We start from the raw sequence: 25,544 nt of genomic DNA on the forward strand, positions 1-25,544 counted from the left end.
CCGCGCCGGCTGCTCCCGGCGCCGTCACCGTACGAGGGGTGCCGGGGCCGCCGCCGGGGCGTCCACGACGTGGTTCAGCGGGTGGGGTCCGGCACGCCGTGCGGCAGCCGGTGCAGCGTCACGGCCTCGGTCGCCGAGCGCTGGGCCGCGCGCGTGGCGGCGTCGTACTCGCGGTCCCGCCGGGTCGCGAGCACCGCGGCGAGGAACGCCTCCGGGTGGGTCCCGGCGGGCGGCCCGGGGGCGACGTACCGGGCGACCTCGCCGGCCAGCTGCTGGCCGAGCGCGTACCGCGAGCCGGGGTGCAGCCGGGGCGCGCGCCCGAGGAACTGGCGGACGGAGAGCGCGAGTCCGTCGGGGAGCCGGGCCACGTCGGCCTGCTGCGCCCAGGGCGCGAGGAACGGCGGCATGACGACGACCGCCCGGTTCTCGGTGCGGCCGCGCACCCGGACGGCGTACGTCCCGGCCAGGATGTCGCCGAGCCGCTTGCCCTGCGGGTTCACCAGCGAGGTGATGAGCGCGACCGACCCCAGGGTCAGCCAGAGCTCCAGGATGCCGACCAGCGCCCGGACGAACGCCTGGCGGAACCGGATCGGGCCGCCGTCGTCCCGCACCACCCGGATCCCCACGGCGAGCTTGCCGAGCGACCGGCCGCGGGTCAGCGTGTCGACCGTCGTCGGGATGACCACCAGGACCGTCACCATCACCACGACGAACGTGATCTGGAGGACGTCCTGGCTCGGCGCGACGACCACGAACCGGGTGAGCACCCAGGCCACGGCGATCGCCACCACGCCGAGCGCGATCAGGTCGATCACCGCGCCGGCGAGCCGGCTCGCGAACGACGTCGGCCGCGCGTCCAGCAGCACGCCCTCGCCGATGACGATGCCCTCGTCCTGCACGCCCCACCTCCGCCGACGTCCTGCCCCAGGTCACCCGGTCGGGACCGGGCCTCGTGTGGCAGGGTATCGGGCGTGGACCTGGACGCCTTCTCCGCCGTGCGCGAGCCCTCCTGGGCGCGCCTGGACGAGCTGTCCCGGCGGCGGGGCCTCGACGGCGCCGAGGCGGACGAGCTCGTCCGGCTCTACCAGGCCGCCGCGACCGACCTGTCGACCATCCGGTCCTCGGCGCCCGACCCGGACGTGGTGGCCCGGCTGTCCCAGCTGCTGGCCCGCGCCCGGTCCCGGATCGCGGGGACGCACGAGCCCGCCTGGCGGGACGTCCGCCGGTTCGTCGTGCTCTCGCTGCCGGCCGCGCTGTACCGGCTGCGCTGGTGGACGGTCGGCGTGATGGTCGCGTGCCTGGCCGTCGCGACCGTCGCCGGCTGGTGGGTCGCGACCAACCCGGACGCCCTCGCCGCGATGGGCACGCCCAGCGAGCGGCAGCAGTACGTGGACGAGGCGTTCGCGTCGTACTACGACCCCGGCGCCGGGTTCGCCGCCGTGGTGTGGACGAACAACGCGTGGGTCGCGGCGCTCTGCGTCGCGCTCGGCATCTCCGGGATCGGCACGCTGTACGTGCTCGCGAACAACGCGGTGAACGTCGGCGCGACCGGCGGCATGATGGCCGCGCACGACAGCCTGGGCGTCTTCTTCCAGCTCATCACGCCGCACGGCCTGCTCGAGCTGACCTCGATCTTCGTCGCCGGCGCCGCGGGGCTGCGGCTGTTCTGGGCGTGGGTCGACCCGCAGGGGCGGCCGCGGGCACGCGCGCTGGCCGAGGAGGGCCGGGCGCTCATCACCGTGGTGATCGGGCTGGCCGGGGCGCTGCTGCTGTCCGGCGTCGTCGAGGGCTTCGTGACCGGCTCGACGCTGCCGTGGTGGCTGAAGATCGTCATCGGCGCGATCGCGCTGGCCGCGTTCTGGACCTACACGATCGTGCTCGGCCGCCGGGCGGTGGCCGAGGGCGAGACCGGCGACCTCGAGGAGGACGCCGCGGGCTACGCGGTCGCGATCGCGGCCTGAGCCCGGGCGACGGCGCCGTCGCGCCCCCTCCCGCCGGACCGCAGCGCGCCGAGCCAGAGCGACGCCGCCCCGAGCGGGGTGCGCGCCACCTCCGCGAACCCGAGCGCGCGCAGGTCCGCCACCTGCGCGAGGTCGACCGTCACCGCCAGCACGTCCCGGCCCTGGGCCGCCTGCTCGGCCGCGACGGGCGCCAGCAGGTCGGCGAGCAGCGCCTCCCGCTCCCCCGCGTCCGCGCGCCCGTCGTCGGCCAGCAGGACGAGCACGCGCTCCGCGCCCGACTCCCGGACGAGGGCGAGCGTGCGGGCGGTGGCCTCGGCGATGGCCCGCATCGGCGCGCGGGCCGGCTCGGGGCGCGGGTCGGGCCGGACGCCGAGCTCGCGGGTGACGACGCGCTGGAGGTCGGTGCCGAGGCGGTCGGCGTCGGGCGGGAGCCAGACGGCGACGGCGACGACCTCGGCTGGGGCGGCGGGCGCGGCGGCGGGCGCGGCGGGCGCGTCGGCGAGCCACACCTCGCCGTGCTCCATCGCGCCGAGGCTCAGCATGAGCCGGGTCGCCGGCCCCGCCTGCTCCGGGTCCGGCCCGGGATCGGGCTCGCCGTCGCCGTCGAGGTCGACGAACGGCCGGTGCGCGGCGATCATCCGGGCGAGCGGGTTGACGTCGAGCAGGCCCGCGCGCCGGACGCGCCACGGCCGGCGCGTGCCGCCGTCCGGGGAACCGCCATCGATCGGGCAGGGTGTGGACGGGACGCCTCGTCGGGTCTGGTCGTGCGGCACCCGCCCAGCCCAGCACCCGGACCTGGGAGCCCGCTGGGAGCGTGCCGGCGCCGCTCGTACCGCGTCAGGTCGGATCGACCACGAACCCGATCTCGGTCGCGTGCGTGGTGACGGCGACAGGCACCGCAATGCCCTCGACCGGCCCCGCCCGCAGCGCGTCCCGCACCAGACGCAGGTACGAGATGTTCACGAGGAAGACCGCGTCCTGGAACGCCGAGGACTCTGCGTGGTCGCGCATCGCCTCCTGCATGGACTCCCAGCCGCGCAGGTGGAGGTCGTGCTCGTAGTGCAGCGGGAAGTCCTTCGGCCCGTCCTCGCCCAGGTCCCCGAAGGTGGCGAGCGGCCCGTCCCAGGCCTCCAGCGAGGCGGTCCACCGATCGGTGTTGACCTCGAAGCCGTTCATCTCCGTGTAGAACGCCGGGATGTCGTCGTACATGGCGGCGAGCAGAGCCGCGCACCGTGACAACCACACGCGCACCTCGTCCACCGAGGTGCTGAAGCCACCCGCCGCCGCGGCGACGAACGGCGCGTCGCCCGAGCCCTCGACGCGCGCACGCAGCTCCCGGTACGCCAGCTCGAGCTCGCCCGCGTCGGCCCACGCCCTGACCTGGTCCTCCATCGTGTCCACCATGGGCGCGACGCTAGCTGCGTGCCCCGACGGTGCGCGGCCGCTTCCGCACCGTTCACCCGGGTGCGCCTGCCCGGGGTGACGCGGGTACTGCGGTCGCCGCCCCGGAACGGGGGCGGCTGACGGATTCAGTGGTCGAGCGTCGCGTCCATCTCGACGGCCCAGTAGCGGTCTCGAGCTCCGCGACCGCCTTGCCGTCGGTCAGGTCGACGATCCGGGCGCAGGCCTCGACCATCCCGGTCAGGTACAGGCGGTCACGCTGCAGAGAGCGGACGGGCCTCGGCCTCGACCTGGTCCCGGAGCAGGGGGTGCAGCGCTCGCCTGGACACGAGGTCGACCGGGCGTCCGAGGATCCGAGCGAGGTCGTCGGCCGCGTCGACCACCTCCCACGAGAGGTGGCGGCCCGGCACGAGGTCGTACAGGACGTCGACGTCCGAGTCGGCCGTCGCCTCGTCGCGCGCCTCGGACCCGAAGACATCGAGACGCGCGAAGCGGTAGCGCCGGCAGTAGGCGGCGATCGCGTCCCTGAGGATGTCGTCGAGCTGGACCATGCCCTCCACGCTGGCGACCGGTCGCCGAGCTCCGCGAGCCCTCCTCCTGACCTGTGGACGACCGCCATCAGGGACGAGGCCCGGCGTGCCGATGTCCTGGGTGTGATCAGACGAGCCACCGATGCCTTCATCCGGGAGCGCGCGAACCAGCGCGCCCGGCTCCAAGGCCACCCGCCCTTCTCCGGCGTGCTCGATCAGCTCGTGACCGTGCCCCCGGACCGAGCGGGCCGTCCGGGCTACGTCCTGCAGACCGGCGGACCGTCGCACGACATCCGCAGGCGGGGTCCCAGCGGGTCCCGCGCCGACTTCGCCGTGGCGTCGGGCCGGCGCACCGTCGCCGTGGGCACCTGCATCGGGCGGGTGCCGCGCGCCGGCTCTGCTGCAGAGACCGCGGCCGCGGCGGTGTCCCACCACGTCAGCGACCACGGGTACGTCGTGCTGAGCCCGCCCACCCCGTCGCAGTTCGCCGGGGAACCCGCCGTCCGCGTCGAGATCGGTGTCAGGACCTCCGACGGCACCGGGTACCGCGTGCTGTCCCGCGACTGGCACTTCAGCCACCGAGGCTGGGCGTTCGTCGCGGGCTGGGTGCACGCGACGAGCGACCCGCCGGAGTGCCGCGACACCGCGGAGCTGATCCTCGCCTCCTGGCGCTGGCTCACGCACTGACCCGCGCACGCCGCGGCAGGAGCCGCTCCGCCGCGCGGCTCGCCACGACCAGCCCCGCGAGGACCACCCCCGCCGCGGCGAGGTACGACGCCCGGGTCGCCCACCAGTCCCACGTCCACGGCTCCGGCAGCACCTCGCCGACCCCGAGCAGGACGACGCCCGACACCGCGAACATCGCGGTCAGGTGCCACAGGTACAGCCCCATCGACCGCGACCCGGCCCAGCGCACGAGCCGCGACCGGGCGGCCCACCGGGCGACGGCGTCCCGGACGAGCAGCGCCGCCGCGACCTGCGCCACCGCGAAGCCCACGACCGGGGCGGTCGGCGGGGCGAGGTTGGAGAGCGCGTCGCCGGGCATCCCGATCAGCGACCGCGGGTACGGGCCGACGGCCAGGAGCAGCACCGTGGCCGCGAGCCCGCCGAGCGCGAGCAGCGTCAGCGCGGTGCGCTCCGGGACGAGATCGCGGGCGGCGACGTCCTCGGGCGCGGCGAGCCGGCGGGCGGCGTAGACCAGGCCGCCCAGGTACGGCACCGCCCACACCAGCAGCACGTTCGGCGCCCCGGGGAGCCCGACCTCGTCGGAGAACCGCAGCAGGTCGACGACCACCGGGAGCGCCGCCGCGACGACCAGCACCCGGGCGGCGCCCCACCGGCGCAGGGCCCGCAGCAGCACGGGCGTCAGCGCGAGCAGGCCGATCTGCACGCCCAGGAACCACAGCGGCTGCGGCACGATCCGGGCGACCCGGTCGACGGCCGCGACGGGGACCCCGAGCCACGGCAGCGCCGCGACCAGCAGCGCCCACACCCCGACGAACACCGCCACCGGCCGCGCCATGCGCAGCAGCCGGACGCCCGCGAACCGCCAGCCCGGCTCGCCGGGGTGCCGGTCCAGGTCGTAGCGGGCCGCGGCCCCCGCGGCGAAGAACAGCAGCGGCAGCGGCTGGAGCCAGGTCAGCAGCCAGGCGCCGCCGTGGGCGAGGGCGTTGCCGACGATCAGCGTCTCGCCGTCCCAGGTGGCCTCGACCATCAGCCAGTGCAGCGCCACGACGAGCAGGATGCCGACGGCGCGGACGCCGTCGACGAACGGGTCGCGGCGGGGACGGGGCGCCGCGGCGGCCGCCGCAGGGGCCACGACCGCGGGTGCGGGAGCGCCGCGGACCGGGCGGGTGGGTGCGGGACCGGCGGAGAGCGCGAGGGTGTTCGCCTCGCGGGGCGGTGCAGGCAGGACGGTCGACATGGCGGCGCTCCCGAGGGGACCGCGCGGCCTCCCGCGCGGGTGCCCGGCGATCGGGCACGGCACCAGCCTGTCGAACGGAACCGCAGGTCAGAACGGGTGCGACCCCCGTCCTGCGTGGCGGTCAACCCGACGTCGGACGGGGGCTGTCCCCCGGCTCCGGCACCGCGCCGGCGTGCCGTCGCACGCCCGCGGGCACCAGCGAGCCGGCGACCGGCGCCGCGCCGAGCACGGTGCGGCCGGTCGTCCCCGCCGACCGCGGTCGCGCCGCGGTCGGCGGGCTAGCGGTCGCCCGCCGAGGGGGTCGGGCGGTCCTGCTCGGGGGCCGGACCCGGCCCGGGTTCGGCCGTCGGAGCCTGGGACCCGTCCTGGTGGGTCGCGGGCGCGCCCGGAGTCGACGGGTGGGCGGCCTGCTGGGGCGCAGGTGCGCCGGGCGTCGGGCCGTACCCGCTGGCCTCGGGTGCGGTGCCGTACCCGCCCGGTGCGGGGTGGCCGCCCGCCGGCGCGCCGTACCCGCTGCCTGCGGGAGCGCCGTACCCGCCGCCCGCCGGCGCGCCGTACCCGCCCGAGGTCGGGGCGGGCGCGGGCGCGCCGTACCCGCCCGCCACCGGGTAGCCGCCGCCCGGCTGACCCGGGACGCCGCCGTACGGCTGCCCCGGCGCGCCCCCGTACGGCTGCGGCTGCGCCGGCCGGGGCGCCGCCGGTCCGCGCTGGAGCGCACCCACGACGAACGCCCCGCCGATCATCGCCGCGCCGACCACGGTCAGTGCGCTGCCCACGGTCTGCGCGAACCCGTACAGCCAGGAGGCCCGGTACAGCAGCTCGATGAACAGCGCCTGCCCGATCCAGCCCCCGATGATGCCGACGACGACGAGCACGACGCCCGTCCAGAGCAGCTGCGGTGCAGTGAGCTTCGGCATGGCGGGGGTCCCTCCGTCGGCTGGCGCGGGCGCGCTCGACCGACGCTAGCGCGAGGTCGTGGCTTCCGTCCGCGGGAGGGGGTGCGGAACCGACGACCTCGGGCGCAACCGCCGACCTCGGGCGGGGACGCGCGCCGGGGACGCGCGCCGGGCAGGCGCCGGCGTCAGGCCTCCAGGTTGAGGTAGCGGAGGACCGCCAGGACACGGCGGTGGTCGCCGGCGTCGGGGGCCAGGTCGAGCTTGCCGAAGATGGCCGTCACGTGCTTCTCGACGGCGCCGTACGTCAGCACGAGCGCGTCGGCGATCGCCCCGTTCGACCGGCCCTGCGCCATCAGCTCCAGCACCTCGGACTCCCGCGGGGTCAGCCGCGTGATGCCCGGGTCGACGCGCGCGGCGCCCATGAGCTGCGTGACGACCTCGGGGTCGAGCACGGTGCGCCCGGCGGCGATCCGCTCCAGCGCGTCGAGGAAGTCGGAGACGTCGGCGACCCGGTCCTTGAGCAGGTAGCCGACCCCGCGGGCGTCGCCGCCGAACAGCTGCGCGGCGTACCGGGTCTCGACGTACTGCGAGAACAGCAGCACGCCAAGGCCGGCGTGGGTCTCGCGCAGGGTCAGCGCGGCGCGCAGCCCCTCGTCGGTGAACCCGGGCGGCATCCGCACGTCGACCACGGCGATGTCCGGCAGCGCGTCGGCGGCCGCGAGCGCCGCGACCTCCTTCACGAGCGCGTCCCCGTCGCCGACCGCCGCGACCACCTCGTGGTTGCGGCGGGCGAGCAGCGCCGCGAGCCCGTCGCGGAGGATCACCGAGTCCTCGGCGATCACGACCCGCACGGGGCACCCCCCGCCGGGGTGCGGACGTGCGACGGGCGGGGAACCGGTCGGCTCATCGGGCGCTCAGCGGCAGGTGCACGGTCACCACCGTAGGGCCTCCGACCGGGCTGTCGAGGTCGAGCTCGCCGTCGACCGTCGCCACCCGGTCGGCCAGGCCGGCCAGGCCCGAGCCGCCGGACGCCCCGGGCAGGCCGAGCCGCGCGCCGCCGTGGCCGTCGTCGCGCACCCGCAGCCACAGCGCGCCGCCGTCGGCCTCGACCCGGACGTAGGCCCCGGTGGCGCCCGAGTGCCGGACGACGTTCGTGAGCAGCTCGGCGACCGCGAAGTACGCGATCGTCTCGACCTCGGGCGCGGGCCGGACGGCGGCCAGGTCGACGTCGACGGTCACCGGCACCGGGCTCCGCGCGGCCAGCGTCTCCAGCGCCACCGCGAGCCCGTTGTCGAGCGCCGGCGGGTGGATGCCCCGGGCGATCTCGCGGAGCTCGGTCAGCGTGTCCTTGAGCGCGCCGTGCGCCTCGTCGAGCAGCCCGACCGTCGCCGGGTCGGCGCCGGGTTCGTGCGCGAGCCGGTCCCGGGCGTCGCCGATCTGCATGGCGACCGCCACCAGCCGGGCCTGCGTCCCGTCGTGCAGGTCCCGCTCGATGCGGCGGAGCCGGGTGTCGGCGTCGGTCACGGCGGTGCCGCGGGTCTGCTCGAGGTGCGCGACGCGCAGGCTGGACCCGGTCGGGCCGAGCAGGCTGGTGCTGAGCAGCCGGAACAGGTGCGCGAACCCGAGGGTCAGCCGGTGCCAGGCCAGGAAGGCCAGCAGGCCGACGGCGATCAGGATCCACTGCCGCGGCGGGGTGTCGATGAAGTAGTCGGTGCCGAACGACGCCCCGCGGTGCAGCGTGCCGTCGGACGCCTCCTGCAGCGGGAGCCACCGGTACCAGAACCAGTGCGTGGTGCCGCCGAGCGCGACGGCGAGGAACGTCGTCGGCACCACGAAGCCGACGATCGCGAGCGGCAGCGACAGCGCCCCGAACGCGACCCCGCGCCAGCCGGGCGCGTCGCCCAGCAGGACCCCGAGCCGGCGCCAGAACCCGCGCCGCCGGCGGCGGGGCATCGGCGCCGCGATCGAGGTGCCGAGCATCCCGCGCGCCATCCCCCGGTACAGCGCCGCCCACATCCGGCCGCCGACGACCACCCAGCCCGCGACGAACAGGCCGACGACCGTGATCGCCACCGACGGGGGCAGCACGACCGCGACCACCGCGTACGCGAAGGCGAACGGCGCGATCAGCAGCGCCAGGAACAGGTAGCCGTACTCGCGCCACGCCCGTCCCATGACGCCGGGCGCCCAGATCGCGCCGCGCGGCAGGTCGGCGGTGAGGTGCACCGGGACGGTCGCGACCGGAGACCCGGGGGCGTACGCGGCGGGGTACGGTCCGCCGGGGTGGGCCGCGGCCGGGCCGGCGGGTCCGGCGGGGGCCGGCTGGGTGGCGGACATGGCGTGCTCCTCGTGCGGGGCCGGTGCGCCGCGGTGGCGCTCCGGGTCGGTCGGACCCCACCATCGTCCCGTGCGGGGTGCACCCGGCGGCACCCGGTGCGCCACCCACCCGTCCGGGGGACGTCCCCCGGGTCGGCACCCCCGAGTTCCCGACCGCCAGGTCACAAAGCGGTAACAATACAAGAAATGGTAAAGTCGCAGGTCAGACGGACTTTACCTAGGTAAAATCGTCCCACGACGCACCGTTTCGACACGTCTGCGCCTCGCGATCCGCGCCGAGATGGGGCACGGTGGTTCCCGACCAGATCGACGAATGGTCGGCGTGCGACGCCTGCTTCCGGCCCTCGCAGCGCCCCTCCCCGGGGTGCGGCAGCGAGGGCCGAGGCGTGTCCCGCCGCCGCGCAACCGGCCCCCTCCGGGCGGGCCGCGCGGCGCTGCCGACCGACGCTGCGCCCCCGGCGCGCCCCACCCCCGGGGCGCACCCGACCTCCGCCCGCGGAGGGGATGGGGCCGCGCGTCATGACGTGACGAGGTGGATGAGTGACAGGACTGCGCGTCGAAGGCGTGTACAAGGTGTTCGGCCGCCGGCCGAACGAGGCGGTGAAGCGGCTCCGCGACGGGTCGTCCCGCGAGGACGTGCGCCAGTGGGGCACGGCGGCGGTGATCGACGCCGACCTGGAGATCCGCAGCGGCGAGACCTTCGTGGTGATGGGGCTCTCGGGCTCCGGCAAGTCGACCCTGATCCGGATGCTGAACGGGCTGCTCAAGCCGACGGCCGGACGCGTCGTCCTCGGCGACGACGACCTGAGCGCCGTCAGCGCGGCCCAGCTCCGGTCCATCCGGCAGCGCAAGGTCAGCATGGTGTTCCAGCACTTCGCGCTGCTCCCGCACCGCACGGTGCGCGACAACGCGGCCTACCCGCTGGCGCTCCAGGGCATGGACAAGGCCGAGCGGCGGAAGAAGGCCGACGAGGCCCTCGAGATGGTCGGCCTCGGCGAGTGGGGCGACTCGCTCCCCCACGAGCTGTCCGGCGGCATGCAGCAGCGCGTCGGCCTGGCCCGCGCGCTCGCCGCGGACACCGACATCCTGCTGATGGACGAGGCGTTCTCCGCGCTCGACCCGCTGATCCGCCGCGAGATGCAGGACCAGCTGCTCGAGCTCCAGCAGACGCTGGGCAAGACGATCGTGTTCATCACGCACGACCTCAACGAGGCCATGTACCTCGGCGACCGGATCGCCGTCATGCGCGACGGCCGCGTCGTCCAGGTGGGCACCAGCGAGCAGATCCTGTCCGCGCCCGCCGACGACTACGTGGCCCAGTTCGTCGCCGACGTCGACCGCACCCGCGTGCTGACCGCGTCCTCCGTGATGCGCCGGCCCGCCGCCGTCGCGTTCGCCGGGGGCGGCCCGCGCCTCGCGCTGCGCACCATGCGCGACGCCCAGGTGGCCGCGGCCTACGTCGTCGACCGCACCCGCGTGCTGCGCGGCATCGTCCGGGACGCCGACGCCGTCGACGCCACCCGCGCCGGCAAGGACACGCTCGAGGGGCTGATCGACGACAGCCTGACCTCGGTGTCCGTCGACACCCCGCTGGCCGAGGTGTTCGCGCCCGCCGCGGAGTCGCCGCTGCCGGTCCCCGTGACCGACGACAAGGGCCGCCTGGTCGGCGTCATCCCCCGGGCGATCCTGCTCGAGGCGATGGTCCCCGTCGACACCAGCACCCCGCCGAAGGGCACCCCGACGGCCGACCAGGCCGCGACGTCCGCCGCGTCCGCTGCCGGCGACGCCGACCCGACCGCGGCCACCGCCCCGGCGCCGGGGGCCGACCCCCTCGGCACCGCCCCGGACGCCACCACCGCCGCCCCCAGCGCGGGCCGTGCGGCCGACACGACGGAGGTGCGCGCGTGACCGCCCCGATCCTCGCCCTCGAGTCCACCGACCAGGGTGTCCCCCGCCTGCCGCTCGGCGAGTGGGTGGACGTCGCCGTCGACTGGGTGACCACGACGTTCCGCGGCCTGTTCTCCGCGATCAAGAGCATCTTCGAGGGCGCCTACGACGGCCTCGACACCGTGCTCAGCGGCCCGCCGTTCTGGTTCATCGCGGTGGCGCTCGCGCTGGTCGCGCTGTTCGCGAAGGGCTGGAAGCTCGCCGTCGGCACGCTGGCCGGGCTCGTCGTCATCGCCGGCGTGAACCAGTGGGAGAACGCGATGGACAGCCTCGCGCTGGTCATCCTGGCGAGCGTCGTGGCGCTCGTCATCGCGATCCCGCTCGGCATCTGGGCCGCCCGCAACGACCGGGTGTCCCGGGCCGTGCGGCCGGTGCTCGACTTCATGCAGACGATGCCCGCCTTCGTCTACCTGATCCCGACCGTCGTCATCTTCCGCGTCGGCGTCGTCCCCGGCATCGTCGCGACCGTCATCTTCGCGATGGCGCCCGGCGTCCGGTTCACCGAGCTCGGGCTGCGCCAGGTCGACCGCGAGGTCGTCGAGGCCGGGCACGCGTTCGGCTCCTCCGACGGCCGCATCCTCCGGCAGATCCAGCTCCCGCTGGCGATGCCGACGATCATGGCCGGCGTCAACCAGGGTGATCATGCTCGCCCTGTCGATGGTGGTCATCTCCGGCATGGCCGGCGCCCCCGGCCTCGGCGGCGACGTCGTCCAGGCCCTGCAGCGCGTCAACGTCTCGCTCGGCTTCGAGGCCGGTCTGGCCGTGGTCATCCTCGCGATGTTCCTCGACCGCGTGACCTCGGCGTTCGGCACCCGCTCGAAGACGGCCCGCGCGGTCGCCGCGGCGACGAAGGCCTGACGCCTCCTTCTCCCACCGGGGCCGCTCGGCGGTCCGTCCCGCACCCCACCCACCCCCACCCGGGCGACGGCACGCTGCCGCGCGCCCACGGAAGGACACGCATGCGCACCCGCACCCGCCGTTCCGCCCTCGCCGCCTCGGCGCTCGTCGCCGGCCTGGCCCTGACGGCCTGCGCCTCCGAGGGCGGCTCCGGCAGCGCCTCCGACGAGGAGCGCCTCGAGAACGGCGACCTGCCCACCGTGTCGATCGGCGTGCACTCCGGCTGGGACGAGGGCATCGCCGTGTCGGCGCTGTTCCAGACCATGCTGGAGGAGGACGGCTACACGGTGGAGTCGCAGGAGGCGGACGCCGGCGTCGTCTACACCGGCCTGGCCGGTGGCGACTTCGACGTCAACTTCGACATGTGGCTGCCCACCACGCACGAGGACTACCTCGAGCAGTACGGCGACGACATGGAGCAGCTTGGCGTCTGGTACGACGACGCCCGCCTCACCATCGCGGTGAACGAGGACGCGCCCATCACCTCGATCGACGAGCTCGCCGAGAACGCCGACGCGTTCGGCAACCGGATCGTCGGCATCGAGTCCGGTGCCGGCCTGACCCGGATCACCCAGGACGAGGCCATCCCGACCTACGGCCTGGACGACATGGAGTTCGTCGTCTCCTCGACCCCGGCGATGCTCGCCGAGCTCAAGGGCGCGACCGACGCCGGCGAGAACATCGCCGTCACCCTGTGGCGCCCGCACTGGGCGTACGACGCCTACCCCGTCCGCGACCTCGAGGACCCCGAGGGCGCCATGGGCGAGGCCGAGGAGATCCACACCGTCGGCCGCACCGGCTTCGGCGAGGACTACCCGACGCTGACCAAGCTCATCGGCGCGTTCGAGCTGACCGACGAGCAGCTGTTCTCGCTCGAGAACCTCATGTTCAACGAGAACGGCGGGTCGGACCCGACCGGCTCCGCGCAGCAGTGGCTCGACGAGAACCCGGACTTCGTCACGGACCTCAAGGAGAAGGCGGGCGTCTGACGCCCTGCTCGGCCTGACGACGGCCCCCGCACCCCCGGGTGCGGGGGCCGTCGCCGTCCCCGGGCCTGCCCGCCCCGCCGCCCGTCGGTGGGGAGAGCGGGAGACTGGCGGTCAGTCCGCCTGGGGGACCGTTTCACGGAAGCGGGCCGCCAGGGACTCGCCCGCCGCCACGGCGCCCGCGATCTCCGGCTCCGGGACGTGCGCGAGGCGCAGGCAGCCGCGCACCACGGCCTCGGCGTAGGCCGCGCGGGTGCCGTCGTCGCCCCACTGCCGCTGGCTGATGATGCCCTCGACCAGCCCGAACGCCAGCTCCAGGTCCGCCTCGGGCAGCTCCGCCGCGTCGACGCCCTGCCGCTCCAGCACCGCCACGGACAGCGCACGGTAGTGCGCGCGCAGCGCGACCTGGCTCTCCCGGGTCTCGGCGAACTCGGTCTCGGCGATGTCGAGCAGCCGGTAGACGACGTGCAGGTTCCACCGGTCGCGCAGCAGCCCGTCGAGGTCGTACCGCGCGAGGCCGGCGAGCGCAGCGGCCGGGTCGACGGGGCCGCCGTCCGGGCCGGCCGTGCGCAGCCAGTCGGCGAACTGCACGGACGGCGCCACGGTGCCCTTGAGCAGCGAGCGCAGGATCTGGCTCTTGTCGGCGAAGTGGTAGTACAGCGACGCCTGCTTGATGCCCACGGCGTCGGCGATCTGCCGGGTCGTGGTCTCGGTGTAGCCCTGCGAGCCGAACAGCGACGCGGCGGCCGCCAGGATCTCCTCGCGGGTGCTCAGCGCGGAGTTCGCGCGCGGGGCCGACCGCGGCCGGCCCCGGCGGCGCGGCGCGGCCTCGGCCTGCTCAGCCACGGTCCACCGTCCTCCCGTCGTCGGCGCGGGCGTCCTTGACGACCCGCCCATCCTGCACCACGACGCGCACCCGGCGGGGGTCCGCGAGCGCGTCGATGCTGGTGAGCGGGTCGACGTCGGTGAGCACCAGGTCGGCGCGCAGCCCCGGCGCCACCGTGCCCACCTGATCCGCGATCCCGAGCATCCGCGCCGCCCCGGAGGTGCCCGCGACGATCGCGGCGGCCGGTGACAGCCCGTGCTCGACGAGCAGGGCCAGCTCGGTGAGGTTGGTGCCGTGCGGGGCGATGCCCGCGTCGGTGCCGAGCGCGACCGGCACGCCGGCCGAGATCGCCACGTGCAGCCGCTCCCGCGCGGTGTCCTCCACGGCGCGGCGCTTGGCGGCGACCCACGGCGCGACCCCGTCCGCCACCGGGCGGGTCAGCGTGGACAGCGTCGGCACGAGCCAGGTGCCGCGCTCCCCCATCAGGTCGATGGTGGCGTCGTCCACGAGGTAGCCGTGCTCGACGCTGCGCACCCCGGCCCGGACCGCGGCGGCGATGCCCGCGGCGCCCTGCGCGTGCGCGGCCACCCCGACGCCGCCGTGCCGGTCGGCCTCCTCGACGACGGCGCGGAGCTCGGGCTCCGACAGGCCGCCGGACTCCGGGTGGCTGCGGGGGCTGCCCATGCCGCCGGTCGCGGCGACCTTGACCCAGTCGGCGCCCTGCCGCAGCACCTCGCGGACCGCGCGCACGAACTCGGCCGGCGAGTCGGCCACCGCTCCCGCACCGGGACCCGTGTCCAGCGCCACCCCCTCGATCGTGCGCCAGTCGCCGTGCCCGCCGGTGATCGACAGGATCCGGATGGCGACCTGCAGTCGCGGGCCGCGCACCAGCCCCTGCTCCAGCGCGTCCCGGAACCCGGAGTCCGCCCCGGCCAAATCGCGGGCGGTCGTCACGCCGGCGTCGAGGGTCGCCGACAGGTGCGGGACGGACCGCAGGGTGAGCAGCGACTCCGGCGCCAGGACGGTGCCGAGGGTGTCGCCGCCGGGCGACGTGCTGACGTGCACGTGGCAGTCGAGGAACCCGGGCAGCAGCGTGCGGCCGGCCCCGTCGAGGACGGCGAGGCGGGCCGGGTCGGCGGTCGCGGCGCCGGGCACCACGGTCCCGGTGGGCCCGACGGCGGCGATCAGGCCGCCCGAGACCAGCACGTCCGTGCCTGGGCGCGGGTCGGCCCCCGTGCCGTCGATCAGGCGCACGTCGCGCAGCAGCAGGTCGGTCACGGGCGTGCTCCTCGGGGTCGGGAGCGGCCAGGCTAGCCCATTACCTGTCACAGACAGATTTTACGTCCCGGCAACACCGCGCAACCCCGTGGCAACGCTCCGGGTCTACTTTTCCGGTCACCGACAGGAAATGCGTCGGCCGCACCACGGCGCGGATCCGACGGGTCCGCCCTCCCCGCACCTCCCCTCCCCTCGGCGTCGCGGCCCCCTCCTCCCGCACCCGTCGACGCACCCCCGACCGAGAGGCACCGAGCATGAGCCCGAGCACCGTCCGCGCCACCACGCGGTCCGCCCGCCGCCCCCGCACCGCCGCCCGCACGCGCACCACCACCGCGGCCGCCGCCGTCGCCGGGCTGCTGGCCCTGACCGCCTGCGGGCAGAGCGGCACCGTCGGCGGCGGGTCCGGCGACGACGACGACACCTTCACCGCCGTGATGCTCACCGGCTACACCACGCCGCCGGACCCGGACGTCAACTACGACGGCCCCGGCCTCAACATCATCGAGAACACCTACGAGGGCCTGGTGGCCTATCAGGACGGCGTCGAGGAGCCGACGATCGTCCCGGAGCTCGCCGAGGAGTGGACCGTCTCGGACGACGGGCTCACCTACACGTTCACCCTGCGGTCGGGCGTCACGTTCCACGACGGCACCGAGCTCACCTCCGAGGCGGTGGAGGCGTCGTTCGAGCGGCGCACCCAGGTCGACGCCGGCCCGGCGTACATGGTCGGCGACGTCGCGTCCGTCGAGACCCCGGACGACCTCACCGCCGTCGTCACGCTCACCGCGCCGAACGCCGCGTTCCCCGACTACCTCGCCTCGCCGTTCGGCGTGAAGCTCGTGAGCCCGACGGTGCTCGCCGACGAGGCCGGCGACGACTTCGCGCAGACCTACCTGACGACGCGCGACGCCGGCACCGGCCCGTACGAGCTGACCGCGGTCGAGACGGGTGAGCGCTACGAGCTCACCGCCTACGACGGCTACTGGGGCGACGCCCCGGAGCTCACCTCCATCGAGATCCAGGTCGCCGAGAACGCCTCGTCGGCGCAGCTGCAGCTCGAGCGCGGCGAGATCGACGCGATCCTCGGCAACCTCAACAAGACCTCGTTCGAGTCGTTCGAGGGCAGCGAGGACGTCACGACGTCGACCTTCCCGAACTTCACGACGCAGATGATCTACGTCAACCCGGGCTCGGCCTGGCTCGCCGACGTCGCGGACCGCGAGGCGCTGTTCGCGGGGATCGACAAGGAGTCGATCATCGACGAGGCCATGGGCAGCCTGGAGGTGCCGACCGACCAGCTGTTCCCGCAGGGCATGGTCGACGCGAGCATCGACGACCAGGGCATCGTCTACGACGAGGGCGCCTGGGACGCGCTGGGCACGCCGGCCTCCGGCACCGTGCGCATCGCGTACGCCGGGTCCAGCGCCGACGGCAAGGCCGTCGCCGAGGAGCTCGGCTCGCGGCTGAGCACCGCCGGCATCCCCGCCGAGGCCGTCGCCTACTCGGCCGGCACCATCTACGGCATCGCCGACGAGGGCGCCGAGGGCCCGGACCTCGCGGTGTTCTCCGTGTTCCCCGACGCCGGCCACCCGGACGCCTGGGCCAGCATCATCTACACCCCGGCCGGCGGCCTGGACCTGTTCGGCGCCGAGGTGCCGGGGCTGACCGACCTGCTCGGCACCGCCCGCGCCAGCGAGGACATCACGGCGTACGCGCCCGTCGCCGAGGCCATCAACGCCACGCGCTACTGGTACTCGATCGGGTCGCTCAACACCACCCTGCTGACCACGCCGGACGTCACCGGCACGACCGAGGCGCAGAACGTCCTCGAGTACGACGTGCTGCACTTCGCGGCGCTCGGCCGGGGCTGACCCCCGCGCCACCCCTGACCCCGGGGCGGGGTCGTCACCCCCTGACCGGCCCCGTCCCGGGCTCCACCCCTCGTTCCCTGCCCAAGGAGACCGCCATGCCCGCTGCCGAGAGCCCCGTGCTCCGCGTCGACGGCCTCGACGTCCGGCTGACCCGCGACGGCGAGAGCGTGCACGCCGTCCGCGGCGTCGACCTGACCGTCGAGCGCGGCGAGGTCGTCGGCCTGGTCGGCGGGTCCGGCTCGGGCAAGAGCATCCTCGGCCTGTCGGTCATGGGCCTGCTGCCCGCCTCCGCCCGCCCCGTGGTCTCCGGGGCCGTCGACCTGGCCGGCACCGACATGATCGGCGCCCCCGACGCGGCCCGGCGCGCCGCCCGCCGGCAGCACGTCGGCGCGGTGTTCCAGGACCCGATGACCTCGCTCGACCCGACCATGACGATCGGGCGGCAGCTCGGCGAGGTCACCCGCGACCGGGCCCACGCGCTGTCCCTGCTGGAGGACGTCGGCATCCCCCGCGCCGCGGACCGGCTGAAGGCCTACCCGCACCAGCTGTCCGGCGGCCTGCGCCAGCGCGTGATGATCGCGCTCGCCGTCGCCCGCCGCCCCTCGCTGATCCTCGCCGACGAGCCGACGACGGCCCTCGACGTCACGGTGCAGGCGCAGATCCTCGACCTGCTGCTGACGCTGCGCGAGGACATCGGCTGCTCGATCGTGTTCGTCACCCACGACCTCGGCGTCGCGGCGCAGGTCTGCGACCGGATCGCCGTGATGCAGCACGGGCGGATCGTCGAGTCGGCCGGGGTCGACGAGGTGTTCGGCAACCCGACGCACGCGTACACGAAGAACCTGCTGCGGTCGCGGATCGACCTGCGGACGCCGCGGGACCGGCCGCTGGCGGCGATGCCGGTGACCCCCGCCGCCCCCGCGCCCGGACCTGCCCCCGCGGACGACGACGTCGCCGTCGGCGCCGACGGCGTGCTCGACCTCGCCCCCGGCGCGCCCGCCCCCGGGCTCCCCGAGGTGTGGCCCCCGGTGGTCCTGCGCGACGGCGCCGCCGTCACCGTCCGCGACGCGCACCGCGTGTTCCGCAGCGGCCCGCCGTGGCGGCGCCGCGAGCTGGCCGCCCTGCGCGGCGTCGACCTCGACGTCCGCGCCGGCGAGGCCGTGGCGCTGGTCGGCGAGTCCGGCTGCGGCAAGTCGACGCTGCTGCGCGTCGTCGCCGGGCTGGAGACCACCACCGCCGGCGAGGTGACCGTCGCCGCGGGCGCCGCCCCGCAGATGGTGTTCCAGGACGCCGGCGCCTCGCTCACCCCGTGGCTGCGGGTCGGCACGATGCTCGACGAGCGGCTGCAGGCGCACGTCACGGGCATGTCCCGGGCGGAGCGCACCGACCGCGTCCTCGACGCCCTGCGCACGGTCGGCCTGCCGCCGGAGACGGCGCGGGCCCGCGGCGACCAGCTCTCCGGCGGCCAGCGGCAGCGCGTCGCGCTCGCCCGCGCGGTCATCGTGCCGCCGACCGTCCTGCTGTGCGACGAGCCGACCAGCGCGCTCGACGTGTCGCTCGCCGCCACGGTGCTCAACCTGATCGGCCGGCTGCGCCGCGAGCTCGGGATGTCCGTGCTGTTCGTGACGCACGACCTCGCGGCCGCCCGCATCGTCGCCGACCGGGTCGCCGTGATGCGCGAGGGCCGGATCGTCGAGGTCGGCCCGACCGACGACGTCTGCGAGCGCCCGCAGCACGAGTACACCCGCACGCTGCTCGGCGCGATCCCCGGCCCGCAGCACCGCCGCGACCGCGTCGCCACCCCCACGATCGGAGCCGCGCTGTGACCACCGCCGACCTCGCCGTCTCCCCCGGCGGCGCCACCACCCGCGCCGCCCGCCGCTGGGCCCGCGTCACCGCCGTCCGGCACCGCGCCCTCGGCGTCGACCTGGTCGCCATCGGCGCGCTCGCGCTGATCGTGGCCGTCGCGCTCGCCGCCCCCGTGCTCGCGCCCCACTCGCCGGTCCTGCGCAGCGGCGAGGCGTTCCTGCCGCCGCTGAGCCCCGAGCACCTGCTCGGCACCGACGCGCTGGGCTACGACATCCTGTCCCGCCTGCTGTTCGGCATGCGGTCCAGCCTGGTCGCCGCGGTGATCGTGATCGCGTCCGGCGTGCTCGTCGGCGGGCTGATCGGCCTGCTGGCCGGAGCGCTGCCCGGCTGGGTCGACGCGCTGCTGATGCGCACCACCGACCTGTTCCTGGCGCTGCCCGGCCTGGTCATCGCGATGGCCGTCGCCGCCGCGCTCGGCGCGTCGTTCACCTCGGCGCTGGTCGGCGTCGCGGTGGTCTGGTGGCCGCTGTACGCGCGGCTGGTCCGCGGCGAGGTCCGCGCGTGGGCCGCCCGGCCGCACCTGGAGGCTGCGCGGCTCGCCGGCACCCCATGGGGCACCCGGGTCACCCGGCACCTGCTGCCGGGGGTCCGCTCCACGATCGTGGTCGCCGCGAGCCTCGACGTCGGCGGGCTGGTGGTCGCGCTGTCGGGCCTGTCGTTCATCGGCCTGTCGTCGCCCGCACCCGCGCCGGAGCTCGGCGCGATGGCCGCCCAGGGCATGGCGTACCTGCTGCAGGCCTGGTGGGTGCCGATCTTCCCCGGCCTGGCGGTCCTGGTGATCGCGCTGGCGGCGAACCTCGCCGGCGACGGCGTCCGCGACCTGATGCGGGGGCGCTGAGGTGCGCCGCCCCGCCCGCGCCGCGCGCCGCGCCGCCGCCCCCCGCCCGTCCCGAGCCGCCGAGGAGGCCCTCGCATGGTGATGTTCCTGGTCAAGCGCGTCGCCGCGACGATCGGCGTGCTGCTCGCGCTCACGATGGCGCTGTTCGGCCTCCAGGAGGTCAGCGGCGTCGACCCCGCCAAGGCGTACGTCGGGGCCAACGCCTCCGCCGACGCGGTGGCCGCCGCCCGCGAGCGCCTCGGCCTCGACGAGCCCCTGGTGCAGCGCTACCTCACCTACCTCGACGGCCTGCTGCACGGGGACCTGCAGAACTCGCTGCGCAGCCGCACCCCGGTCGCCGACAACCTGGCCCAGGTGCTGCCGGCCAGCCTCGAGCTCGCGGCGTGGGTGCTCGGCATCGCGCTGGTCCTGGGCGTGGCGTTCGCGGCCCTCACCACGCTGCGGTGGCGCGGCGCCGGCATCGTGCGGGTGGTGCTGCTCAGCGGCGCCGCCGCCCCGACGTTCCTGCTCGGGATGGTCGCGCTGCTGGTGTTCTACGGCAACCTCGGCTGGCTGCCGTCCGGCGGCCGCACCGGGCTGCGGGACGCCCCCGCCGGGCCGACCGGGTTCCTGGTGCTCGACGGGCTGCTGGCCGGCCGGTTCGACGTGGCCGGCGACGCCGTCACGCACCTCGCGCTGCCTGCCCTGTGCGCCGCCATCTCCCCCGCGGTCGCGATCGGCCGGGTGCTGGTGGACGGGCTCAAGGCCAACATGGCCGCCGACCACGCCCGCACCGCCCGCGCCGCCGGCATGGGCGAGCGGCAGATCCTCGTGCGGCACGCCGTCCGGAACTCCCTCGGTCCGACGCTGTCGATGGTCGGCATCCAGGCGGGCATGCTCCTGGCCGGCCTGGTGGTCGTGGAGAAGATCTTCGACTGGCCCGGCGTCGGCTCCTACCTCGACAAGTCCGTCGCGGCCTCCGACTTCCCCGCCATCGCGGGCGTCGCCCTGCTGCTCGGCGTCGTCTACGTCCTGCTCAACACCGTCGTCGACGTGCTCCAGGCCGCCGCCGACCGCCGCATCGCCCTCGCCTGAGCGCGGTCGCACCACCCCCGGAAGGAACCACCTCATGAACGTCACCGGCAACGCCGTGCTCATCGTCGTCGACATCCAGGGCGGCGACGTCGAGCGCGCCGAGTCCCGCACCGAGATCCCGTACATGCCCGGCCGCACCGAGCGGGCGCCGCGCGTGCGCAAGATGATCGCCACCTGCCGCGAGCAGGGCATCCCGGTGGTCTGGATCCAGGAGGTGCACAAGCCCTCGCTGATCGACATCGGCCGCGAGCTGGACGGCGCCGAGGGCCCGCACTGCGTCGAGGGCTGGCCGGAGACCGAGCTCGCGCAGGGCCTGGACCCGCGGCCCGACGAGTTCCTCATCCGCAAGCGCCGGTACTCCGCGTTCTTCGGCACCGAGCTGGAGATCGTGCTCAAGGCGTACCAGGCCGACACCGTGATCCTCATCGGCGGCCTGACCGACGTGTGCATCCACTACACCGCCGTCGACGCCCACCAGCACGACTACCGGGTGCGGGTCGTCACCGACGCGGTCGGCGGGTCCTCCCAGGAGGCGCACGACGCCGCGCTGCGCGCCATCGACTACCTGCAGCGAGACGCGCTGGTCACCGCGGAGGACGTGCAGCAGTGGCTCGTCACCGCGGAGCCGAACCCCGAGGTGCAGCGCGCGCTCGCCACCACCGCCCAGGCCGTCTGAGGAGGACCGATGACCAGCATCTCCACCGCCTCGCCGCTGGGGGCGCGCGACCACGCGCGCGCCCAGGGCGGCACGGTCGTCGGCACGATGCCGACCGTGCCCGCGGCGACCGCCGCCGACTGGCCCGCCGACGTCGCGCCCGAGGACCGGCTGCACGCCGAGACCGTCGCCGGCGGGAACTACACCACCGTCGTCCTGGCCCGCGGCTCGGTGCTCGAGCTCACCGACCTGGAGGGCGACGCGTGCGCCCACCTCGTGCTCACCAACGCGGCCCAGGTCGACGAGCGGCTGAACGTCGCCGACACCGTGAAGATCCAGTGGCAGGCCTACCTGGGCGCCGTCTCGATGCTGCTGTCCGACCGCGGCCGGGTGCTCGCGACGGTCGTCGAGGACACCTCGGGCCGGCACGACACCTTCGCCGGGACGTCGTCGAAGGCCGCGAACGAGGCCCGGTACGGCGACGGGTCCCCGCAGGGCGGCACCCCCGCCGGCCGCGAGCTGCTGCTGCTCGCCGCGCTGAAGAACGGGCTGGACGCGCGCGACGTGCCGCCGAGCCTGTCGTTCTTCCAGGGCGTCCGCATCGCCGACGACGGGACCACGGAGTTCACCGGGTCGGCCGGCGCCGGTGCGCGGGTCCGGCTGCGGCTCGAGCTGCCGTGCGTCGTGCTGCTCGCCAACGTGCCCCACCCGGTCGACCCGCGCGCGGAGTACGTCTCGACGCCGCTGCGGGTCCGCGCCTGGCGCGGGGCGCCCGCGGGGCTGGACGCGCCGGAGGCCACGGCCGGCCCGGAGGCCGAGCGGGCCTTCGCCAACACCATCGACTACGCCCGCGCGAGGGGACTGTGACCATGACCGCTGCACCCACCTCCCCCGTCCCCTCGACGGACGCGCGACCCGCGCGCCTCGCCGGCGCCGCCGTCGTGCTCGACGAGGTCGTCCCGCGCCGGTCCGCGTGGTCGACCGTCGTCCGCGCCGGCCAGGAGCTCACCATCGTCGACCTGGAGGGCAACCAGGCCGTCGACTGCCTGCTCTACGACGCGCACGACACGTCCGTCCGGTACTCCGCGTCCGACACGATCGCGGCGCAGCGCAACGTCTACCTGGTGCAGGGCTCCGTGCTGCGGGCCGGCACCGGTGACGCGCTGATGACGCTGGTGCACGACGAGGTCGGCCGGCACGACACCATCGGCGGCGCCTGCTCCAAGGAGTCCAACTCCCTGCGGTACGGCCACCACACCGTGCACCAGCACGCCTGCGTCGAGAACTTCCTCGCCGAGGGCGCCCGGTGGGGGCTCGGCAAGCGGGACCTGGTGTCGAACATCAACTGGTACATGAACGTGCCGGTCGAGGCGGACGGCGCGCTGGGCATCGTCGACGGGATCTCGTCCCCCGGCCTGTCGCTGACGCTGCGCGCCGAGCGGGACGTCCTGGTGCTGGTGTCGAACTGCCCGCAGATCAACAACCCGTGCAACGGGTTCGACCCGACCCCGGTGCGGATGATCGTGACGGAGGGGGCGGCGTGACCTCGGTGGCCGGGCTCGACGCGGTCACGCGCGCCTACGCCCGGATCGCCGAGGTCGACCGGCCCGAGGTGTGGATCCACCTGCGGCCCCGGGCCGACGTCGAGGCCGACGTGCGCGCGCAGGCCGACCGGGCGGCGGCGGGCGCGGACCTGCCGCTCCTCGGCCGCCTGGTCGCGGTGAAGGACAACATCGACGTCGCGGGGCTGCCGACGACCGCGGGCTGCCCCGGCGTCGCGTGGACCCCGGCCGCGGACGCCACCGCCGTCGCCCGGCTGCGGGCCGCCGGCGCCGTGGTGCTGGGCAAGACGAACCTCGACCAGTTCGCCACCGGGCTCGTCGGCACCCGCAGCCCCTACGGCGCGGTTCGGTCCGCCGACCACCCCGACCGGATCTCCGGCGGGTCGTCGTCCGGGTCGGCCGTCGCCGTCGCGCTCGGGATCGTCGACCTCGCGCTCGGCACGGACACCGCCGGGTCGAACCGGGTGCCCGCCGCGCTCCAGGGCGTCGTCGGGGTCAAGCCGACGCCCGGGCTCGTGCCGACCACCGGGGTGCTGCCGGCGTGCCGGTCGCTCGACTGCGCGGGGGTGTTCGCGCGGTCGCTGCCGCTGGCGGCCCTCGCGGTGGGCCTGATGGCCGGGCCGGACGGGGTGGACGCGCTGGCGGCGCGGCCCGTGCCCGCCGACGTCGCGGGGCACGCGCCGGACGCCCCGGTGCTCGCCGTGCCCCGGGCGGCGGACCTCGACGCGCTCGCCCCGCTGTGGCGGTCGGCGTTCGACGCGACCGTCGCGTCGCTCCGGTCCGCCGGGTGGACGCTGCGCGAGGTCGACCTCACGCCGTTCCTCGACGCCGCGCGGCTGCTGTACGACGGGGCGTTCGTCGCCGAGCGGTACGCCGCCGTCGGCGGGCTGGTCGACTCCGGGCCCGAGGGCCTGGACCCGGTGGTGGCAGGCATCATCCGCGCCGCGGGCGAGCTCCCCGCGCACCGGTACGCCGCGGACCTCGTCACGCTCGCGGAGCTGCGCGTCGTCGCGGAGGCCGCGCTGGGCGACGCCGACGCGCTGCTGCTGCCGACGACCACGCACCACCCGACGCTGGCCGAGGTGGCCGCGGCGCCGGTGGCGGTGAACTCCCGGCTCGGGACGTACACCAATTTCTGCAACCTGTTCGGGTACGCCGCGGTGGCCGTGCCGGTCGACGCCGGGGTCCCCGGCGAGCGGGTCGGCGTCTCCGTGCTGACCCGCGGGTTCGCGGACGGCGCCGCGCTGGACCTCGCGGGGCGGCTGCTGGCCGACGCCGGGCCGCGGGCGTGGGAGGTGCTGGACGGCGCGCCGGGGACCGCGGCGGAGGACGGCGCGGCCGCCGCGTCGGCGCTGGCCGCGTCGGTGCGGGTCGGCGCGGGCCGGGTCGCGGACCCGGTGCCGGCGTGACGCTCGACGCCGCCACCCCGCCCGTCGCCCCGCCCGCGCCGGGCCCCGCGCGCGGACCCCGGCTCTGGCCGATGGCGACCGGGACGTTCGCGATCGGGTTCGGCTCGTACGTCATGGCCGGGCTGGTGCCGAGCGTGTCCGCGGAGCTCGACGTGTCGGTCAGCCAGGTCGGCACGCTGGTCAGCGTCTACGGCTTCACGTACGCGGTGTCCACGCCGCTGCTCACGCTCGTCGTCGGGCGCGTGCCGCGCCGGCTGCTCATGGCCGTGGCGCTGGGCCTGTTCGCGCTGGCCACCGGCGCGACGGCGTTCGCCACGACCTACGACCAGGTGGCCGTGCTGCGCGGGCTGTCGGCGGTCGCGGCCGGCGGGTTCACGCCGACGGCCACGGTGCTGGCGGCGCGGCTGGCCCCGCCCGGGCGGCGCGGGCGGGCGGTCGCGACGGTGTTCGGCGGGCTGACGACGGCGACCGTCCTCGGGGCGCCGGCGGGCAACCTGCTCGGCCCGGCGCTCGGCTACCGCGGCGTCTACGCCCTGGTGGGCGCCCTGGCGCTGGTGGCGCTGGTGAGCGTCCTGGCGCTGGTCCGCGTCCCGCGCACGGCCGCGGAGAACGCCGAGATCGGTGCTTCGCGCCGAGATCGGTCCGTTGAAGCACCGATCTCGGACCGAACCACCGCTCTGGGCGCGCCAGGCGCCGCCCTGCCCGGGCTCGTCGCCGTCGTGCTGCTGGTGTCGATGCTCGAGACCGCGTCGGCGCTCATGGTGCAGACCTACTCGTCGCCGCTGCTCACCGACCTCGGCGGGCTGACCGGCGCGCTGCTCAGCGCCGTGCTGCTGGCGTACGGCGTGGCGGGGGTCGCGGGCAACGTCGTGGGCGGGCGGCTCGCCGACCGGTTCGGCGCCGCCCGCAGCATCGTGCTCGCGCTGGGGACGTCGGTGGTGGCGCTGCTGCTGCTCACCCCGGCGACGGCGACCGCGTGGACCGCGCTGGCGGTGTTCGCGCTGTGGGGGTTCGCCGCATGGGCGATGAACTCTCCCCTGCAGAACGTGCTGCTCACGCTGGCGGGCCGGCACGGGCAGCTGGTGGTGGCGCTGAACTCGTCGATCATCTCGCTCGGCACCGGCCTCGGCGCCCTGGTGGGCGGCTGGGTCGTGGCCGGCCCGGGCTACGCGGTGCTCGGCGCCGCGGCGGCGGCGGTCATGCTCGTGGCGGTCGTCCTGGTCGCGGTCCTGTCCCGCCGTCCGGCGGTCGCGGCCGTCTGACCGCCCGTCCCCACCTCGGAC

23 protein-coding genes and 1 pseudogene are annotated in these 25,544 nt (G+C 75.7%); 14 read left to right on the forward strand and 10 right to left on the reverse strand.

All coding sequences use genetic code 11. The annotated features are described in order from the left end of the window. Nucleotides 1–74: 74 nt before the first annotated feature. Nucleotides 75–899 (reverse strand): RDD family protein, encoded by an 825-nt coding sequence (locus FKM96_RS03415; RefSeq protein ID WP_147794047.1) that lies wholly within the window; start codon nt 897–899, stop codon nt 75–77. 72 nt (nt 900–971) lie between these two features. Between FKM96_RS03415 and FKM96_RS03420 the strand changes: the two genes are divergently transcribed. Beyond that, a complete protein-coding gene (locus tag FKM96_RS03420) occupies nt 972–1,961 on the forward strand; it encodes a stage II sporulation protein M (RefSeq protein WP_147794048.1) in 990 nt (329 codons plus the stop codon). Here FKM96_RS03420 and FKM96_RS03425 read toward each other — a convergent pair. From FKM96_RS03425 to FKM96_RS03435, 3 genes are all read right to left on the reverse strand, one after another. Next, nucleotides 1,937–2,734 (reverse strand): hypothetical protein, encoded by a 798-nt coding sequence (locus FKM96_RS03425; RefSeq protein WP_147794049.1) that lies wholly within the window; start codon nt 2,732–2,734, stop codon nt 1,937–1,939. The two genes, FKM96_RS03420 and FKM96_RS03425, sit on opposite strands and share 25 nt — an antisense overlap. Nucleotides 2,735–2,798: 64 nt before the next feature. Next, nucleotides 2,799–3,365, reverse strand: a complete 567-nt coding sequence (locus FKM96_RS03430; protein WP_147794050.1) for a hypothetical protein — start codon at nt 3,363–3,365, stop codon at nt 2,799–2,801. A 251-nt stretch (nt 3,366–3,616) separates the two neighbouring features. Then, entirely contained in the window at nt 3,617–3,913 is a 297-nt protein-coding gene (locus FKM96_RS03435; protein ID WP_147794051.1) for a nucleotidyltransferase family protein, read from the reverse strand. Nucleotides 3,914–4,015: 102 nt separating this feature from the next. Here FKM96_RS03435 and FKM96_RS03440 point away from each other — a divergent pair, with 102 nt between their 5' ends. Beyond that, on the forward strand, nt 4,016–4,579 hold the full coding sequence (locus tag FKM96_RS03440; protein ID WP_147794052.1) for a hypothetical protein: 564 nt from the start codon (nt 4,016–4,018) through the stop codon (nt 4,577–4,579). Here the strand turns inward: FKM96_RS03440 and FKM96_RS03445 are convergent. The 4 genes from FKM96_RS03445 to FKM96_RS03460 form a co-directional block, all read right to left on the reverse strand. Further along, nucleotides 4,569–5,816: an acyltransferase family protein gene (locus FKM96_RS03445; RefSeq protein WP_147794053.1), complete on the reverse strand. Its 1,248-nt coding sequence runs from the start codon at nt 5,814–5,816 to the stop codon at nt 4,569–4,571. The two genes, FKM96_RS03440 and FKM96_RS03445, sit on opposite strands and share 11 nt — an antisense overlap. A gap of 278 nt (nt 5,817–6,094) precedes the next feature. Next, a complete protein-coding gene (locus FKM96_RS03450; protein WP_147794054.1) occupies nt 6,095–6,733 on the reverse strand; it encodes a hypothetical protein in 639 nt (212 codons plus the stop codon). Nucleotides 6,734–6,897: 164 nt separating this feature from the next. Beyond that, complete coding sequence (locus FKM96_RS03455) at nt 6,898–7,563, reverse strand: response regulator transcription factor (protein ID WP_147794055.1); 666 nt, start codon at nt 7,561–7,563, stop codon at nt 6,898–6,900. 52 nt (nt 7,564–7,615) lie between these two features. Beyond that, nucleotides 7,616–9,049, reverse strand: coding sequence for a sensor histidine kinase (locus FKM96_RS03460; RefSeq protein WP_246855176.1), 1,434 nt, complete (start codon nt 9,047–9,049; stop codon nt 7,616–7,618). A 540-nt stretch (nt 9,050–9,589) separates the two neighbouring features. Here FKM96_RS03460 and FKM96_RS03465 point away from each other — a divergent pair. The 3 genes and pseudogenes from FKM96_RS03465 to FKM96_RS03475 all read left to right on the forward strand — a co-directional run bounded on the left by FKM96_RS03465 (nt 9,590) and on the right by FKM96_RS03475 (nt 12,882). Continuing rightward, entirely contained in the window at nt 9,590–10,957 is a 1,368-nt protein-coding gene (locus FKM96_RS03465; RefSeq protein ID WP_147794056.1) for a glycine betaine/L-proline ABC transporter ATP-binding protein, read from the forward strand. Between the two features lie 8 nt (nt 10,958–10,965). Then, a pseudogene (locus FKM96_RS03470) lies at nt 10,966–11,854 on the forward strand (ABC transporter permease). Next, nucleotides 11,851–12,882 carry a glycine betaine ABC transporter substrate-binding protein gene (locus FKM96_RS03475; protein WP_371300521.1) on the forward strand — a complete coding sequence of 344 codons (1,032 nt, stop codon included), beginning with the start codon at nt 11,851–11,853 and terminating at the stop codon, nt 12,880–12,882. Before FKM96_RS03470 ends, FKM96_RS03475 begins: the two are co-directional and overlap by 4 nt. A 111-nt stretch (nt 12,883–12,993) precedes the next feature. Here FKM96_RS03475 and FKM96_RS03480 read toward each other — a convergent pair whose 3' ends face one another. Both FKM96_RS03480 and FKM96_RS03485 read right to left on the reverse strand, forming a co-directional pair. Continuing rightward, nucleotides 12,994–13,725, reverse strand: coding sequence for a TetR/AcrR family transcriptional regulator (locus tag FKM96_RS03480; protein WP_168216861.1), 732 nt, complete (start codon nt 13,723–13,725; stop codon nt 12,994–12,996). Next, nucleotides 13,718–14,983, reverse strand: a complete 1,266-nt coding sequence (locus FKM96_RS03485; RefSeq protein ID WP_147794059.1) for an amidohydrolase family protein — start codon at nt 14,981–14,983, stop codon at nt 13,718–13,720. Before FKM96_RS03485 ends, FKM96_RS03480 begins: the two co-directional genes overlap by 8 nt. A gap of 254 nt (nt 14,984–15,237) precedes the next feature. On the opposite strand from FKM96_RS03485, the gene FKM96_RS03490 reads away from it, so the two are divergent. The 9 genes from FKM96_RS03490 to FKM96_RS03530 all read left to right on the forward strand — a co-directional run bounded on the left by FKM96_RS03490 (nt 15,238) and on the right by FKM96_RS03530 (nt 25,523). Beyond that, complete coding sequence (locus tag FKM96_RS03490) at nt 15,238–16,854, forward strand: ABC transporter substrate-binding protein (protein ID WP_147794060.1); 1,617 nt, start codon at nt 15,238–15,240, stop codon at nt 16,852–16,854. A 95-nt stretch (nt 16,855–16,949) separates the two neighbouring features. Continuing rightward, nucleotides 16,950–18,680, forward strand: a complete 1,731-nt coding sequence (locus tag FKM96_RS03495; RefSeq protein ID WP_147794061.1) for an ABC transporter ATP-binding protein — start codon at nt 16,950–16,952, stop codon at nt 18,678–18,680. Then, nucleotides 18,677–19,561 carry an ABC transporter permease gene (locus FKM96_RS03500; RefSeq protein ID WP_210417357.1) on the forward strand — a complete coding sequence of 295 codons (885 nt, stop codon included), beginning with the start codon at nt 18,677–18,679 and terminating at the stop codon, nt 19,559–19,561. Before FKM96_RS03495 ends, FKM96_RS03500 begins: the two co-directional genes overlap by 4 nt. Before the next feature lie 75 nt (nt 19,562–19,636). Next, on the forward strand, nt 19,637–20,635 hold the full coding sequence (locus FKM96_RS03505; protein ID WP_147794062.1) for an ABC transporter permease: 999 nt from the start codon (nt 19,637–19,639) through the stop codon (nt 20,633–20,635). A gap of 34 nt (nt 20,636–20,669) precedes the next feature. Beyond that, nucleotides 20,670–21,311 (forward strand): cysteine hydrolase family protein, encoded by a 642-nt coding sequence (locus FKM96_RS03510; protein WP_147794063.1) that lies wholly within the window; start codon nt 20,670–20,672, stop codon nt 21,309–21,311. Nucleotides 21,312–21,320: 9 nt separating this feature from the next. Next, on the forward strand, nt 21,321–22,157 hold the full coding sequence (locus FKM96_RS03515; protein ID WP_147794064.1) for an urea amidolyase associated protein UAAP1: 837 nt from the start codon (nt 21,321–21,323) through the stop codon (nt 22,155–22,157). A gap of 2 nt (nt 22,158–22,159) precedes the next feature. Then, on the forward strand, nt 22,160–22,834 hold the full coding sequence (locus FKM96_RS03520; protein WP_147794065.1) for an urea amidolyase associated protein UAAP2: 675 nt from the start codon (nt 22,160–22,162) through the stop codon (nt 22,832–22,834). Continuing rightward, nucleotides 22,831–24,261, forward strand: coding sequence for an allophanate hydrolase (locus FKM96_RS03525; RefSeq protein ID WP_246855177.1), 1,431 nt, complete (start codon nt 22,831–22,833; stop codon nt 24,259–24,261). Before FKM96_RS03520 ends, FKM96_RS03525 begins: the two co-directional genes overlap by 4 nt. Then, the gene (locus FKM96_RS03530; RefSeq protein ID WP_147794066.1) at nt 24,258–25,523 is read left to right on the forward strand and encodes an MFS transporter; all 1,266 of its coding nucleotides are present in this window, start codon (nt 24,258–24,260) and stop codon (nt 25,521–25,523) included. Before FKM96_RS03525 ends, FKM96_RS03530 begins: the two co-directional genes overlap by 4 nt. The last annotated feature ends 21 nt before the right edge of the window (nt 25,524–25,544 follow it).

The sequence above is a fragment of the Cellulomonas sp. Y8 genome, assembly GCF_008033115.1.
Classification (GTDB): domain Bacteria; phylum Actinomycetota; class Actinomycetes; order Actinomycetales; family Cellulomonadaceae; genus Cellulomonas.

What these genes read in the sequence shown, in the direction of transcription:
- FKM96_RS03430 (WP_147794050.1), bottom strand. Translation starts at nt 3,365, where the DNA reads ATGGTGGACACGATGGAGGACCAGGTCAGGGCGTGGGCCGACGCGGGC.
- FKM96_RS03435 (WP_147794051.1), bottom strand. Translation starts at nt 3,913, where the DNA reads ATGGTCCAGCTCGACGACATCCTCAGGGACGCGATCGCCGCCTACTGC.
- FKM96_RS03445 (WP_147794053.1), bottom strand. Translation starts at nt 5,816, where the DNA reads ATGTCGACCGTCCTGCCTGCACCGCCCCGCGAGGCGAACACCCTCGCG.
- FKM96_RS03450 (WP_147794054.1), bottom strand. Translation starts at nt 6,733, where the DNA reads ATGCCGAAGCTCACTGCACCGCAGCTGCTCTGGACGGGCGTCGTGCTC.
- FKM96_RS03460 (WP_246855176.1), bottom strand. Translation starts at nt 9,049, where the DNA reads ATGTCCGCCACCCAGCCGGCCCCCGCCGGACCCGCCGGCCCGGCCGCG.
- FKM96_RS03490 (WP_147794060.1), top strand. Translation starts at nt 15,238, where the DNA reads ATGAGCCCGAGCACCGTCCGCGCCACCACGCGGTCCGCCCGCCGCCCC.
- FKM96_RS03495 (WP_147794061.1), top strand. Translation starts at nt 16,950, where the DNA reads ATGCCCGCTGCCGAGAGCCCCGTGCTCCGCGTCGACGGCCTCGACGTC.
- FKM96_RS03505 (WP_147794062.1), top strand. Translation starts at nt 19,637, where the DNA reads ATGGTGATGTTCCTGGTCAAGCGCGTCGCCGCGACGATCGGCGTGCTG.
- FKM96_RS03510 (WP_147794063.1), top strand. Translation starts at nt 20,670, where the DNA reads ATGAACGTCACCGGCAACGCCGTGCTCATCGTCGTCGACATCCAGGGC.
- FKM96_RS03515 (WP_147794064.1), top strand. Translation starts at nt 21,321, where the DNA reads ATGACCAGCATCTCCACCGCCTCGCCGCTGGGGGCGCGCGACCACGCG.
- FKM96_RS03520 (WP_147794065.1), top strand. Translation starts at nt 22,160, where the DNA reads ATGACCGCTGCACCCACCTCCCCCGTCCCCTCGACGGACGCGCGACCC.